General features: G+C 26.2%; 16 protein-coding genes. 2 read left to right on the top strand and 14 right to left on the bottom strand.

Annotated features, from left to right (window positions below):
• Positions 1-98 precede the first annotated feature (98 nt).
• From HMPREF0078_RS03895 to dut, 6 genes are all read right to left on the bottom strand, one after another.
• On the bottom strand, positions 99-1,385 hold the full coding sequence (locus HMPREF0078_RS03895) for a methionine gamma-lyase family protein (RefSeq protein WP_004838813.1): 1,287 nt from the start codon (positions 1,383-1,385) through the stop codon (positions 99-101).
• Entirely contained in the window at positions 1,372-2,328 is a 957-nt protein-coding gene (gene miaA, locus HMPREF0078_RS03890; RefSeq protein WP_050756652.1) for a tRNA (adenosine(37)-N6)-dimethylallyltransferase MiaA, read from the bottom strand. The genes HMPREF0078_RS03895 and miaA overlap by 14 nt, the downstream gene beginning before the upstream one ends.
• The gene (gene mutL, locus HMPREF0078_RS03885; RefSeq protein WP_004838811.1) at positions 2,318-4,129 is read right to left on the bottom strand and encodes a DNA mismatch repair endonuclease MutL; all 1,812 of its coding nucleotides are present in this window, start codon (positions 4,127-4,129) and stop codon (positions 2,318-2,320) included. Before mutL ends, miaA begins: the two co-directional genes overlap by 11 nt.
• Positions 4,126-6,735 carry a DNA mismatch repair protein MutS gene (gene mutS / locus HMPREF0078_RS03880; RefSeq protein ID WP_004838810.1) on the bottom strand — a complete coding sequence of 870 codons (2,610 nt, stop codon included), beginning with the start codon at positions 6,733-6,735 and terminating at the stop codon, positions 4,126-4,128. The genes mutL and mutS overlap by 4 nt, the downstream gene beginning before the upstream one ends.
• A 74-nt stretch (positions 6,736-6,809) precedes the next feature.
• The gene (locus HMPREF0078_RS03875; RefSeq protein WP_004838809.1) at positions 6,810-7,352 is read right to left on the bottom strand and encodes a hypothetical protein; all 543 of its coding nucleotides are present in this window, start codon (positions 7,350-7,352) and stop codon (positions 6,810-6,812) included.
• The gene (dut, locus tag HMPREF0078_RS03870; RefSeq protein WP_004838808.1) at positions 7,352-7,786 is read right to left on the bottom strand and encodes a dUTP diphosphatase; all 435 of its coding nucleotides are present in this window, start codon (positions 7,784-7,786) and stop codon (positions 7,352-7,354) included. The genes HMPREF0078_RS03875 and dut overlap by 1 nt, the downstream gene beginning before the upstream one ends.
• 116 nt (positions 7,787-7,902) lie before the next feature.
• Between dut and pepT the strand changes: the two genes are divergently transcribed.
• Both pepT and HMPREF0078_RS03860 read left to right on the top strand, forming a co-directional pair.
• A complete protein-coding gene (gene pepT / locus HMPREF0078_RS03865; protein WP_004838807.1) occupies positions 7,903-9,120 on the top strand; it encodes a peptidase T in 1,218 nt (405 codons plus the stop codon).
• A gap of 72 nt (positions 9,121-9,192) precedes the next feature.
• Positions 9,193-9,429 carry a hypothetical protein gene (locus tag HMPREF0078_RS03860; protein ID WP_004838806.1) on the top strand — a complete coding sequence of 79 codons (237 nt, stop codon included), beginning with the start codon at positions 9,193-9,195 and terminating at the stop codon, positions 9,427-9,429.
• 85 nt (positions 9,430-9,514) lie between these two features.
• Here the strand turns inward: HMPREF0078_RS03860 and HMPREF0078_RS03855 are convergent, their stop codons facing one another.
• The 8 genes from HMPREF0078_RS03855 to HMPREF0078_RS03820 all read right to left on the bottom strand — a co-directional run bounded on the left by HMPREF0078_RS03855 (position 9,515) and on the right by HMPREF0078_RS03820 (position 15,169).
• The gene (locus tag HMPREF0078_RS03855; protein ID WP_039920505.1) at positions 9,515-10,132 is read right to left on the bottom strand and encodes a class I SAM-dependent DNA methyltransferase; all 618 of its coding nucleotides are present in this window, start codon (positions 10,130-10,132) and stop codon (positions 9,515-9,517) included.
• Positions 10,133-10,312: 180 nt separating this feature from the next.
• Complete coding sequence (locus HMPREF0078_RS03850; protein WP_004838804.1) at positions 10,313-11,542, bottom strand: peptidase U32 family protein; 1,230 nt, start codon at positions 11,540-11,542, stop codon at positions 10,313-10,315.
• A complete protein-coding gene (locus HMPREF0078_RS03845; RefSeq protein ID WP_004838803.1) occupies positions 11,532-12,167 on the bottom strand; it encodes an O-methyltransferase in 636 nt (211 codons plus the stop codon). The genes HMPREF0078_RS03850 and HMPREF0078_RS03845 overlap by 11 nt, the downstream gene beginning before the upstream one ends.
• Entirely contained in the window at positions 12,157-13,833 is a 1,677-nt protein-coding gene (locus tag HMPREF0078_RS03840) for a ribonuclease J (protein WP_039920503.1), read from the bottom strand. Before HMPREF0078_RS03840 ends, HMPREF0078_RS03845 begins: the two co-directional genes overlap by 11 nt.
• Positions 13,817-14,275 carry a Fur family transcriptional regulator gene (locus HMPREF0078_RS03835; protein WP_019117678.1) on the bottom strand — a complete coding sequence of 153 codons (459 nt, stop codon included), beginning with the start codon at positions 14,273-14,275 and terminating at the stop codon, positions 13,817-13,819. The genes HMPREF0078_RS03840 and HMPREF0078_RS03835 overlap by 17 nt, the downstream gene beginning before the upstream one ends.
• Complete coding sequence (locus HMPREF0078_RS03830; protein WP_039920500.1) at positions 14,265-14,507, bottom strand: DUF1292 domain-containing protein; 243 nt, start codon at positions 14,505-14,507, stop codon at positions 14,265-14,267. The genes HMPREF0078_RS03835 and HMPREF0078_RS03830 overlap by 11 nt, the downstream gene beginning before the upstream one ends.
• On the bottom strand, positions 14,500-14,919 hold the full coding sequence (ruvX, locus tag HMPREF0078_RS03825) for a Holliday junction resolvase RuvX (RefSeq protein ID WP_004838799.1): 420 nt from the start codon (positions 14,917-14,919) through the stop codon (positions 14,500-14,502). The genes HMPREF0078_RS03830 and ruvX overlap by 8 nt, the downstream gene beginning before the upstream one ends.
• Positions 14,912-15,169: an IreB family regulatory phosphoprotein gene (locus tag HMPREF0078_RS03820; protein WP_004838798.1), complete on the bottom strand. Its 258-nt coding sequence runs from the start codon at positions 15,167-15,169 to the stop codon at positions 14,912-14,914. The genes ruvX and HMPREF0078_RS03820 overlap by 8 nt, the downstream gene beginning before the upstream one ends.
• Positions 15,170-15,172 lie beyond the last annotated feature (3 nt).

Here is a 15,172-nt window from a genome sequence, read left to right as displayed (position 1 = left end):
CTTATCTATTAATATTAATTTTTCAAAGCTAGAATTTATAAAAAAATACTCAATCAATGACTAATTCTTATTGGTTGAGTATTTTTTAGTTTCATCACTTATTTTAGTAAATCTATATCTAAAATTTTATTATCAATAAATTTTTCTAATACTTTCATCAAGGCAAGTTTTCCGTGGTATTTATTTAATCCGCCTTGCAAATAAACTGTGTATGGTTTTCTCAATGGCCCATCGCAAGATAATTCAGAAGTAGCTCCTTCTACAAAGCCTCCTGATGACATTATAACAGGGTCTTCATATCCAGGCATTTGATCAGCTATCGGTGTTAAATTGGAATCTACGCTACAAGATTCTTGGATTGCTTTTGCAAATAATTCTAGTTTTTTACTAGAATGTAATTTTATAGCTTGGACTATATCGCTTCTTGGATCATCTAATTTTGGGATTATTTCATATCCTAAATTATCAAAAACTTTTGCGAAAAGAAGAGCAACTTTTATAGACTCAATTGTGGTTTTGCTCGAAAAATATAAACCTTGCAAGACATTTCGATTTGTTCCAAAACTTAATCCTTCATCTTTTCCAATTCCAGGTGCTGTAAGGGTATTTGCACAGTATTCAATTAAATCTTTTTTACCAGAAATATATCCGCCAGTTATTGCAATTCCGCCACCAAGATTTTTAATTAAAGAGCCAGCAATTATATCTGCGCCTATTTCTATAGGTTCTTTAATTTCTGTGAATTCCCCATAACAATTATCTACAAAAATAATTACGTCTTTATTTATTTTTCGAATTTCAATAATCGCCTTTTCTATTTCACTAATACTAAAAGCTCTCCTATTTGTATATCCTGTTGATCTTTGAATCATTACAAGCTTTGTTTTATCATCTAATTTCTCTTTAATTTTTTCATATTGAATTTCTTGATCATTTTTTAATTCTAATTTATCGTATTTAATTCCTTTTGAAATCAAATTTCCTTTTTTATTTCCTTCAATTCCAATAACCTGTTGTAAAGTATCATAAGGATCTCCATTTATTGATAAAATCTTATCTCCGTAATTTAAAAGAGAAAATAAAACCAAAGAAATAGCATGAGTGCCAGATACTATATTTGGTCTTACAAGAGAATCTTCCGATTTGAAAATTGAAGAAAAAATATTTTCAACTACTTCTCTACCAATATCTGCATATCCATATCCTGTTGCAGAGTTAAAATGAATAGCAGAAAGACTATTATCGCTAAAAGCTTTTAAGACCTTTATTTGATTGTATTCACTTATCTTATCTAATTCTTTAAATTTATCTTCTAAATCTAGATCTATTTTTTCAATATAATTTTCAATCTTTGTATCAATTCCATATAATTTATTGTAAATCATAAGTCTCCTTTACAATTTTTTCCATATTTTCCAAGATTTTTTCATCCATATCCTCATCCCTATAAATTAAATGAGAAAAATCATATTTTAAATATTTTTTCATCCATGTGATTTGCCTTTTGGCATATCGTCTTGTATTTTTTTTGATTTCACTTCTTAGTTCATCATAAGAAATTTCATTTTCTTTATAAGGAAAAAATTCTTTATAACCTATAGCTTGTAATGACTTAGATAATGGGCTTAGCTTATACTTTTTAGCTACAAAATCAAATTCATTTTCTAATCCGTCATTAATCATTTGGTCAACTCTAAGATTGATTTTTTCATAAAGTTTTGACCTATCCTTGTAGTTTATAAAAAACACTATAGGCTTTATATTTTTATTTAAATTTTTTAGTCCTTTTCTTAATTCACTTGGTTTTTTTCCAGTTAATTTGTAAGTCTCAAAGGCTCTTATGATTCTTTGGGTTTCATTTGGATGATATTTTTTAGCTTCTATAGGATCAATTTCACAAAATTTTTCATACATATATTCATTTCCAAACATTTGAAAATCTTTTGTAAGCTTGTCCCTTAAATTTTCATCTTTTTTATTTGTTCCATAATTCATATCAAATAAAATTGAATCAATATAAAAACCAGTACCACCAGCCACAATAGGAATTTTATTTTTTAAATTGATTTCACTTATTAGATTTCTTGACATATCCTTAAATTCTTGAACAGAATATTCTTCATTAGGATATTTTATATCAAGTCCATAATGTTTTATGCCATCCGTTTCGCTTTCTTTTATTTTGTTTGTTCCTATATCCATATCTTTATAAATTTGTTGGCTGTCAGCAGAAATAATTTCTCCATTAAATTTTTTGGCAAGTTTTATAGCAAAATCACTTTTCCCACAAGCTGTAGGTCCTGTTACAATCAAAACTTTATCTATCAAAATATTTCTCCAATTCATCTTCTTCAATCATAATAATAGTTGATTTTCCATCGTAAGTTTTATATGGATTATCACACTTATTTAATTTATCTATTGTAGCCATAGCTTCTGATTTATTAATAAGATCTCCTTTTCTAAAGACATTTTTGTTTATTAGCTTTGAAATTTTATTTAAAAATAAGTTTTCATTTTTCTCATCAATATCTAATAAATCATAGAAAAAATTATTATTTTCAGGTTCTTCAAATATAAAAGGAACAGCTCTAATTATTAATTTGTCATAAGAAAATTCCTCAATATCAAAACCCATTTTTTTGAAAATTTCTTTTTTTTCAAGATATTTATTATATTCTTGAAGATTTACTTTGACAATTTTTGATTCAATCAATTGTTGAGATGAAATTTTTCCATTATTAAAATTTTCTATATATTTATCAAATTTAATTCTTTGATCAGCTCGTCTATTATCAAGGATTAAAATTTTATCATTATAAGAAAATAAAGAATACCTATTAAAAATTGAACACTTATAAATAAGCTTATCAATTTCTAATTTTTTTACTGTTCCAAGACTTTTTTTATTGTAGTCTATATCTTCAATTATTTCATTTTTTTCTATAAAATTTAATTCTACACCAGAAAAGAAATCTTCTTCCTTTTTTGCTTGTTCTTTCTTATCTGGATTTTTTTCAAAATTATAAGAATTATCTTCCTCTTTTACCCTATTGTATGAATTTAAGATCTCGCTATAATCATCATAAAAATTTAATTCTTCTTTATTTTTTTCTGAAACTTTAACTTCTCTAATATTAATATTTTCATATAATATTTTAGATATTTTATCTTCTAATAAATCAATTAACTCATTTTGATATGTGAATTTAATTTCTTTTTTGTTAGGATGAATATTTACATCAATATTGTTAGAATTTGTTTCTATAAAGATAAAAAAAGCTGGAAATCTTTGATTTGGAATAAGTGTTCTATATTCATTTTCTATTGCCTTGCTTATATTATCATTTTCAATAAGCCTATTATTTACAAAAATATATTGAAAAGACCTATTTCCCCTATAATAATTAACTTTTGAAATAAATCCTTTAATTTTATAAAGAGAATTTTGAATTTCTATTTTGATAAGATTGTCTTTTAAGTTCTCATCCAACAATTCAATAATTTTATTATCCATATCTTGGTCTTTTAATGTATGAAAAATCAGCCTATTGTCCTTTATAAATTTGAATGATACATCATTATAACCAAGAGCTAATGCTTGCATTATTTTTGCTATTTTATTTGATTCATTTATATCAGATGATAAAAATTTACGTCTTACAGGAAGATTTGAAAATAAATCATAAACTTCTATGCTTGTCCCCATATTTGTAGCTATAGAATTGTATGACTTTATATTTCCATTTTCAAAAATCAATTCTTTGCCTAGATTTTGATTTTTTGTTTTTGAAATCGCTTTTATATTTGCACAAGCAACAATTGATGATAAGGCTTCACCCCTAAAACCAAGAGTAAACAAATCGTATAAATCTGAGAAATCTTTAATTTTTGAAGTTGCATGTCTTTTAAAAGCTATTTTAAAATCATCCTCATCAATTCCTATACCATCATCTGTAACTCTTATATAAGATTTTCCGCCATTTTTTATTTCTACAACTATATTTTTTGCTTTAGCATCTATTGCATTTTCTACTAATTCTTTTACTATGGAAACAGGAGATTCTATAACTTCTCCTGCTGCTATTTTTTCTATTGTTTTTTTATCAAGTTCTATGATTTTCATCATATCTCCTTTATATTATCAATAAGCTTGTTTAGAATATTTATTGCTTCTAATGGGGTTAATTCATTTATATTTATCAAATTTACTTTATTTTTCAATTCATCAATTTTAATTCTATTCAAATCATCAATAGAAGATTTTATTATTTTGTTATTGTCCTTGAATATCTCATCACTTTCATCAAGCTTATTCATAAATATTTTAGCATTTTCTATTAAATCTAATGGCAACCCTGACATTCTGGCAACTTCAATCCCATAAGACCTATCAGATTTTCCTCTAGAAATTTTTCTCAAAAAAACTAAGCTATCATTTTCTTCTAATATATCTATTTTTAAATTGATGACATTATCCAATTTATTTTCAAGAACTGTCAATTCATGAAAATGAGTTGCAAAAACTGTTTTAGCCTTCTTCTTTTTGCTTAAATAATCAACCAAGCTCATAGCTATTGATAAACCATCATCAGAGCTTGTCCCCCTCCCTACTTCATCTAAAATAATGAAGGACTTGTCAGTTGAATTTTTTAATATATTACTTACTTCATTCATCTCAAGCATAAAGGTTGACTCGCCTTTTGAAATATTATCGCTAGCTCCAATTCTTGTAAATACCTTATCACAAATACAAATACTTGCCTTTTCGCAAGGAACAAAAGAACCCATTTGAGCAAGAATTATAATTATTGCCATTTGTCGCATATAAGTAGATTTTCCTGCCATATTTGGCCCTGTAATTATTTGAATTAGATTATTACTTTCTCCGATGTCTGTATCATTTGAAATAAATTCATTTTCTTTAAGTTTTTTTTCAATAACAGGATGTCTGCCATTTTTAATTTTTATAATATTATCTGTAGTAATTTCAGGTTTACAATAGTTATTTTCCCTAGCAAGTTTTGCCAATGCATTAATAGAATCAATAATTGAAATTAATTTTGATAAGTATTGGAGTTTTTTAGTATTATCCAATATAAATTCTCTTATTTGACAAAAGATTTCATACTCAAGATTATTTATTCTATCGCTAGAGCCCAAAATCAAATTTGAAAGCTCCTCAAGTCTTTCTGTAGTATATCTTTCTCGATTAATTAAAGTTTGTTTTCTTATATAAGTATCAGGAACTAAGTCTAAATTTGATTTAGTTATCTCTATTGAATACCCGTTATTTTTATTGTAATTTATTTTTAATTTATTTATGCCTGTCTTTTCTTTTTGTTCATTTTCATAAGCAATCAAATCATTTTCTGCTGACAAAGAATCTTTTTTTAACTTATCCAAATCATCATTGAAACCATCTTTGATAATTTCCCCTTCAGTAATTAAAACAGGTGGATCTTCAACTATAGATTTATCTAAAATATCATAAATATTGGAAACATCTGGAAGATTTTTTGAAAAAGAAATAATATCTTTATTATCAAGTCCTGCCAAAAATTTCTTAAATTCTGGAATATTTCTTATTGATGTTTTCAAAGAAATAAAATCTCTTGCATTAGCTCTTTGGTAAGAAATTTTTCCAATAATTCTTTCTAAATCAAATATATCATCCAAAAAATATGAAACTTTATTTGATAAATCAGGGTTTAAAAAGAAAAATTCAACCAAATCTAGACGTTTATCAATTTTTTCTTTTTCTATTAAAGGTCTTTCAAGCCACATATTTAAAAGCCTTGAACCCATAACAGTATCAGCTTTGTCAATCAATTTAAATAAAGAATTATCCTTACCTTTTTTATCAATATTTGAATGTAGTTCAAGATTTCTTCGTGTATTTGCATCTAACTGCATATAAGATGCAATATCTAAAATTTCAATATCATTTATATGAGCTAATTTTTCCTTGTGATAACTATAAATATAATCCAATAAATTTGAAATAGCTATTAAAGAAATTCTCATATTCTCTATTTTTTTGAAATTTTCTACTCCCAAATTTTTATATACATTTTTGCTTAAACTTTCATAGTCCTTTGTATCATCAATTTTATTTATAAGGATTTCTTTATTTAAGTTTAGATATTTTAAAACTTTTTTATTGGAAAAATTTGAATTTATGATTATTTCTGATGGAGAAATTTTTTCTATCTCATCTATTAATTTATTTGCGCTAATGCTTTGATTATTTCTTATTTCAAAGGCCATTAATTTTCCAGTTGAAATATCTGAAAAACAAGCACCAATTCCGTATTTATTCTCATATATTGAAAGTAAAAAATTATTTTCTTTTTTATCAAGCGATTCCAAATCTATTATTGTACCTGGACTTATAACTCTTGTTATAGCTCTTTTTACAAGGCCTTTTGCCATTTTCGGATCTTCAACTTGATCACACAAGGCTATTTTAAATCCATTTTGAACTAATTTATTTATATATGTATCAATAACATGATGAGGAACTCCACACATAGGTGCTCTTTTGTCATGACCACATTCTTTTCCAGTCAAAGCTAATTGGAGATTTTTGCTAATAATTATAGCATCATCAAAAAAAGCCTCGTAGAAATCTCCGACTCTATAAAGTAAAAGAGAATCTTCAAAGTTTTTTTTGACATCCACATAGTGCCTTAACATAGGGGTTAATTTATCATATTTAAAATCTGAATTCATATAATCACATCCTTTGATTATTATAACATATAGGAAAATTCATATAAAAGAAATAACCCATGATAAATCATGAGTTATTTAATATTTATTGATTGAATATTTTTTATCCATTTACTTGAATCTTTTTCTTGCTTATCAACTATAAAAAATATGCCCAATTTTTTGTCATAGTCCATATTAGCCTTATTATTGATTTTATAAACTAATAAAACTCTGTTTACTTCAAGAGCAGTTTCCATACTCATATTTGTAGTGTGTCCATACCCATCCGAAAACTCAACTGTATTATTCAAATTAGGATTAATACCTTCTTTGTTTAGGATTTTTTCAATCGATACACCTACAAGTTTAAATTCCTCTCCCTTAGGAGTAGTAAATTTCATTTCGTTTTTTCCCATTTTTCTTATATCTTTCAAAGACAAGGAATCTATTTCACTATCATTATTTTTAATTACAACAATTTCATTATCATAATTAGATAATGACTTATTAGAAATATAACTTGCTAGCTTTGAAAATAAAAAGATTGAAATCAATAAGACTATTACAAGTAAAACAAGATTGTATTTATTTTTATTATAAATTTTTGAAATATTGTTATTTTTATTATTTCTCATTATTTTCCGGTTGAACCGAATCCACCTTCTCCTCTTTCACTTTCACATAAGTCATTAACTTTTTGAATTTCAACTTTTTCATAAGGTTGAACTACCATTTGAGCCAATCTTTCATTTTTTTTGATAACTTGTTCATTTTTTCCAAAATTATAAAAAAATAATTTTATTTCTCCCCTATAATCACTATCAATAATTCCAGTAGAATTAGCAAGCATTAATTGTCTTTTAACACCTGTAGATGACCTAGGATAAATAGCAACAAAAAAGCCTTCGGGAATTTCAATTTTTAAATCAGTAGGAACTTTACCCACTTCTCCTGGCTTTATAATAATTTCTTCTTCATTTGAAGAATATATGTCCATACCAGCTGAATAAAAAGTTTTATATTCTGGTAATTTATTATTAGTTTTTATTTTTAAAATTTTTTTAGTCATAATTTCTCCTATCTAATGTCTTTTATATTTTATCATATATCAAAAGAAATTTGAATTAAAAATACCAGTATAATTAAATATTCTAAGGGTGTATAATTAATTTATAGGAGGATAAAATGGAAAAAATAAAAAACAGATTTTTAAAATATATTGCAATAGATACAAGAAGTGACGAATCAAAAGCAAATTTGATAAAACCAACAAGCAAAGGTCAATTAGAATTAGGTAAAATTTTAAAAGAAGAATTGAATGATTTAGGTCTTGATGCCTATATAAATGATGAAGGATTTGTTTTTTCATGTCTAAAAGCAAATACAGATAAAATCTTACCAAAAGTTGGATTCATTGCTCACATGGATACTTCTCCAGAAATGCCAGGAGGAATAAAAAATCCACAAATTATAAAATACGAAGGTGGAGATATAAAACTAAAAGAAAATATCTTTATAAAAGAAAATGATTTTCCATTTTTAAAAGATTTAAAAGGAAAAACTTTAATTACAACAAATGGAGAAATGTTATTAGGAGCTGACGACAAGGCAGGAATTGCTGCAATACTGGATGCCATAGAATATCTTATTAATAATCCACAAATAGAACATGGAGATATAAAAATTGCTTTTACACCTGATGAAGAAATCGGTACAGGATGCGATAGCTTTGATGTTGATTATTTTGATGCAGATTTTGCTTATACCTTAGATGGAGGACGACTTGGCGAATTAGAATATGAATCATTTAATGCAGCAGAAGCAAAAATTTCAATAAAAGGAAAATCTGTCCATCCAGGTACTGCAAAAAACACAATGATTAACTCTATAAGCGTTGCAAAAGAGTTAGATGATTTATTAGGTCAAGTTCAAAGACCAGAGCATACAGAAGGCTATGAGGGCTTCTATCATATGATTTCAATTGATGGAAGTATAGAAGATACAAATTTAGTTTATATAATCAGAGATTTTGATAAGGAAAAATTTGAAAACATGAAAAATTTCCTAAATGATTGTGTAAATTTCTTAAATTCAAAATATGGCAATATTATAAAAATAGAAATGAGCGACACTTACTATAATATGGGTGATGTTTTAAAAAATCATAAAGAGATAATTGAATGTGCTAAAAAAGCTATGGAAAATTTAGGAATAAAAGTAATAACACAACCTATTAGAGGCGGAACCGATGGTTCAAAATTATCATTTATGAATCTTCCATGTCCAAATTTGTTTACAGGCGGTTATAATTTCCATGGTATTTATGAATTGATACCTATCGAAGATATGAAAAAAGCCTCTGATACAATTATAGAAATTATAAAAGAAATATCAAAAAAATAAAATGGTTAAATTTGTCCAATTGGGTATAGTAATAGTAAGATTCTAATTTTAAAATTTAAAAAGGAGATTAAAATGACTGACGAAAACAGAATAAGCAATGACAATCAATACAGAGGAGACAAAGAACTCGATAAAAAATCAAGAGAAACAAATAAAGCTGATGGCAGTGAATCTCTAGATAAAAAACATACTGCAGATCAAGAAAATTTAAGAAGTATAACTGATGAAGCTGACACCAACTCAAACGTTGGAGCAGAAGCAAGAAGAACAAGATCAGATTTTTCTGAAAATCCATCAAAAGATAAGTAAATTTAAAGGCTGTAAAATAATTACAGCCTTTTTTTGTATTTTATCTAAATTTTATTATTACCATTTAATTTATCTAGAAAATATCCTATTTTTTCAATGTAATTAATCCTGAGCATTCAGAAAATTTTTCAAATTTCAATTTAGGAAAATAAGACCTAAATTCATCCACAACAAAATAAATCTCATCATTATCCCACTGTTCATAAGCTTCCTTCATACATTTATCATGTAAAGAACGAGATAGAAAAGCTATATCTCCAATGTATATACATCCCCCATCATCTAATTGTTCTAGTAAATTTTTCAAAAATATAACTTTTTTCTCATCAGTTAGATGATGTAATGAATATGTAGCAATTATTGCATTATATTTATGTTCTAACAAGGGATTAACCAAGCCCTTAGAAATATCTCCATAAAAAAGCTTCGCATTAGGCATTTTATTTTGTGCTATCTCTATCATTTTTTTAGAAAAATCTTGCCCATAGATTTTATAGCCATGGTCATATAACTTGGATATTAAAGTTCCTGTGCCAAATCCAATGTCTAAAATATTTCTATAAGATTCATTTAATATCCTATTATATATTTCATTAAGTATAGTTTTATATCCTGAAAAAGGATATGAACCATCATTATCAGATATTTCAACGCTTTGATCATAATCATCAGCCCACAAATCAAAACCTTTATTACTTAACAATTCATCCTCCAAATTAATTAGTTAAAGTTACTATCTTGATTATACCAATTTTAATAAATAATTAAAAATTAATAATTTTCTCTTTGAAATAAAAAATCCTCCTGATTAGTTTTGTTAATCCTAATCAGAAGGTGCTTATATAAATTTTATATGATTTAAAAAATCATTTAAAATTTAAAGTTATTCATCAATTTTGCGTCTTACCATATCTCCTTTTTTAAGCTCATGGTCAATTTTTATATAAACTATTTGTTTTGCCTTGTTGGCTATTTCTATATCATTTCCTTTGGAATCTTTCATATTTTCAATTTTAAATTTTATAAAGTCTGGACTATTTCCAAAAATCTCAACTTCATCTCCCAAAACAAATCTATTTCTTTCTTCTAGTTTTGCAATTTTATTTTCTTTATCATAATCTAAAACCACAGCAATAAAATCATAATTTCTAATGTATGAAGAATTTTCATAAATTTGAGAAGAAGAATCTGCTTTATTATAGAAAAATCCTTTTGTAAAATGTCTATGGCTAGCTTTTTTTATTTCATCCATATATTTTTTAGCAATTTCTTCATTATAAACTCCATTATAGTATGCATCAATTGCTTGTCTGTAGCTTCTAATAACTGTTGCAACATAAAAGACAGTTTTCATTCTTCCTTCAATTTTAAATGAATCAACTCCTGCCTCTAATAGTTTATCAATTTCATCTATTAGGCATAAATCTTTGGAATTCATAATAAATGTTCCATTTTCATCTTCGCCTATTGGATAATATTCGCCCGGTCTTTTTTCTTCTTGTAGAGCATATTTCCACCTGCAAGCATGGGCACAATCTCCTCTATTTGCATCTCTTCCTGTCATGTAATTACTTAATAAACATCTTCCAGAATATGAAATACACATAGCTCCGTGAATAAAACATTCAATTTCTAAATCTTTTGGAACATTTTTTCTAATTTCTATTATTTCATCAAGTGATAATTCTCTTGCAAGTATAACTCTTTTTGCACCAAGTTTATACCAAAAATTAATTGTGTGAGAATTAGTTACAGATGCTTGAGTTGAAATGTGTAAATCTATATTAGAATTTTCTTTTGCTATATTAAAAATACCAGGATCTGAAATTATTAAAGCATCTACCCCAATTTTTTCAAGATATTTGATGTATTCTACAATTCCCTCAAGATCATTATCATGAGGAACTATATTCATAGTAATATGACATCTAACTCCATGTTCATGAGCATAATCAACTGCTTCTTTAAGTTCATCTTTATCAAAATTTTTTGAATTTTTTCTAAGACCAAAATTATTTCCAGCCATATAAACAGCATTTGCTCCAAATTTTATAGCTGCTTTTAATTTTTCCATATCTCCAGCTGGTGCTAATAATTCAACTTTATCTTTCATCAACTCTCCTTGTCGTTAAACTAATACCATCGCCTATTGGTATTATACTTGTTACATAATCGTCTAAATTTGTAATATGAGATAAAAATTTTCTCAAATTTTTAACCATAGTTATGTGTCGTCTATTAATTAAATCATCGTTTGTAATTTCTCCTCTAAAAAGAATATTATCACAAACAATAAGTCCGTTTTCATTTAATAATTTTAATGATTCATTAAAATAATATTCGTATTGTGATTTATTTGCATCTATAAAAACAAAATCAAAGCCTTGATTAAAATTATTCAAGGCTTTTTTTGCATCCATATTTATTAAATTTATTTTTTTATTATATTTAGAAAAATTAGCTTTAGCTATTTCTGATATATCTTTACTCTTTTCAATTGTAGTAATATTTGCATTAGAATATTTAGAAAAAAGTAAAGAAGAATAACCAATCGCTGTTCCAATTTCTAAAATATTTTTAGGTTTTGAAATTGAAATTAAAGTTTTAAGAAATTCTTTTGTTTCTAATTTCATTATAGGAATATTATTTTCAATTCCGTAATTTCTTAATTCAATAAAATCTTCATCAATATAAATATTATTTAAATAATCAACTATATGATTATAATTAATATTCATTGCTATCAACTTCTGTTAAAACTGGTAAAATCATAGGATCTCTTCCAGTTTGATTATAAATATATGACTTTAAAGCTTCTCTTATTTGATATTTAATTTGGCTAATAGCATGAATATCTTTTTTTTCACATTTTTTCATTGTTCTCATAACAATATCTTTTGAATTTTCAATAAGATCTTGATTTTCTTTTACATAAATAAATCCTCTTGAAACAATTTCAGGATTTGATAAAACTCTTTGTGTATGTTTTTCAATTGTTAAACTTACAACTAAAAGCCCATCTTCAGAAAGATGTTTTCTATCTTTAAGAACAATATTTCCAACATCGCCAATACCAGAACCATCTACTAGAACATTCCCTGCTTGAACTTTACCATTAATTCTGGCAGATTTTTTTGTAAATTCAAATACATCTCCATTTTGACCGACTAAAATATTTTCTTTATTCAATCCCATATCCATAGCTATTTCCATGTGCTTTTTTAATTGGCGTGGTTCGCCGTGAGCTGGGATAAAATATTTTGGTGTTGTTAATTGGTGCATTAATTTAATTTCTTCTTGGCAAGCATGACCTGATGCATGAACTTTTGCCAAAGAATCATATATAATATCACAACCAATTTTTGTCAAATTATTAATTGTATTATTAATTGGCATTTCATTACCAGGAATTGCTGATGATGATAGTATAACTGTATCTGAAGAATTTAAATGAACTTGCTTATGTTCATTATTTGCCATTCTTGTCAATGCAGATAGTGGTTCTCCTTGAGTTCCAGTTGACAAGACAACAATTTGATCATCAGAATAATCTTTAATATTTTTCATATCAATTAAAGTATTATTTCTAATTTTCAAATATCCTAGTGAACTTGCAATTTTTACGTTATTTATCATAGATCTTCCAGATAAAACTACTTTTTTATTATATTTTTCAGCAGCAAATATTACTTGTTGTACTCTATGAAGGTTTGAAGCAAAAGTTGCTACAATTATTCTACCTGGTGCTTGTCCAAATAAATTAATAAAAGTTTCTCCTACTTCTTTCTCACTCATTGAACTTCCTTCTATTTCTACATTTGTAGAATCAGAAAAAAGACATAATAATCCCTTTCTACCTAAAGAAGCAAGCTTTTGTATATCAGTAGGTTCGCCATCTATAGGCGTAAAATCCATTTTAAAATCGCCAGTAAATAATATAGTTCCTATTGGAGATTTTACAGCTATTGCGCAAGAATCTGGGATTGAGTGACTTACTCTGATAAATTCTGCACTTAGATTTCCAACTTTTACTGTATTATTGACATTAACCATCTTGAGTCTATTAGGATTAAGTCCATGTTCTTTAAATTTATTTTCTAATAATCCTTTTGTAAGTTTTGAACAGTAAACATTAGTATCTACTGTTTTTAAAAGGTATGCAATTCCCCCAATATGATCTTCATGACCATGAGTTATGAATATACCTTTTAACTTATCTTTATTTTCTTCAACATAGGTAAAATCTGGTATTACTATATCTACACCTAACATATCCTCATCTGGAAATGTTAAGCCACAATCTATCATAATCATTTCATTTTTATATTCGACAATTGTACAGTTTTTACCTATTTCTCCAAGTCCTCCTAATGGGATGACTTTTAGTTTATTTTGCATTCTCATTTTTACTCCTTAAATTATCTTCACATTCGGAGCAAATACCATATATTCTTAAAGAATAATAATCCAATTCAAAGTTATATTTATCTTTTAAACTTTTTGCTAATTTTTCATTATCTAAAATTTTTTCTTCAACAATTTTTCCACAATTAGTACAAATTAAATGGTCATGGTGTGCATCTTTTTGACTAATAAGCTCATAAGTATTCACAGAATCTGTAAATTCTTGCTTATTAACAATTCCCAAATCTTCAAAAATATTAAGAGTTCTATAAACAGTTGCTATACCAACTTGTTTATTATCTTCATGTACTATAGAAAACAACTCTTCTGGTGTCAAATGTTTTGAATTAGAATTTTTAAGAGCATTGAAAATTATTTGTCTTTGTTTTGTAAATTTATGACCATTTTTTTCAAATACTTTTTTTAACTGTTCAATGTTCATTTTCATCTTCTTTCATTTCTTCATATATTTTTACAATTTCGTCTAATTCTTTATTATTATCGATTGCCTTAAAGCTAACAGAATCTTTACTTTTCATCATTTCAAAAATCAATATAAAATCTTCATCTATTGGCTCTAAAACAGCATAATCTTTATCGTCTACTCCGAATGTATCTATCAAATTAAATTCGACTTCGTTATTATTTTCATCTGTTAAAATTATCTTATCCATTATTTCTCCCATCCAAATAGGTCTGTAAAATAAAAGAGGCAGCAATTTTATCTACATATTTTTTTCTATCTTTAAGATTAACATTCATATCCATCAAGACCTGATCTGATTGTATAGTAGTCATTCTTTCATCCTGATATTTAATTTCAATATCAGTGGATTTTTTTAATAAATCGACAAAAGAAATCACCTTCATGGCTTGAGGTCCTAAGGTGTTATTCATATTTTTTGGAAGTCCAATAATTATTAAATTTACTTCTTTTTCATTAATTATTTCAATTAATTTTTCAATATCTAAACTTGCTTTTTTTCTTTTAATTGTAATATAGGCTTGGGCAGTGATAAAAAACGGATCGCTTAATGCGACTCCGATTGTTTTATCACCCAAGTCTAATCCCATAATTCTACTCATTAATATAATATTTTAATATTTCTTCTAGAATAGTATCTCTATCAACTTGTCTTATCAATTTTCTAGCATTTTTGTGTCCTGTAATATAAGTAGGATCTCCACTAATTAAATATCCAATAATTTGGTTAGTTGGTTTATATCCTTTTTCTTCTAAAGCATTATAAACTTCTGTAATAATTTCTCTTATATCAACTTTTTTCTCATCTTGTGGATCGAAACGCATAGTTTCATTGAAGTTTTTGTCTGACATAAT

Source organism: Anaerococcus vaginalis ATCC 51170 (assembly GCF_000163295.1).
In the GTDB taxonomy this organism is placed as follows: domain Bacteria; phylum Bacillota; class Clostridia; order Tissierellales; family Peptoniphilaceae; genus Anaerococcus; species Anaerococcus vaginalis.
The sequence above is the reverse complement of the archived record's forward strand: the minus strand, read 5'-3'. Positions and strand labels throughout refer to the sequence as shown.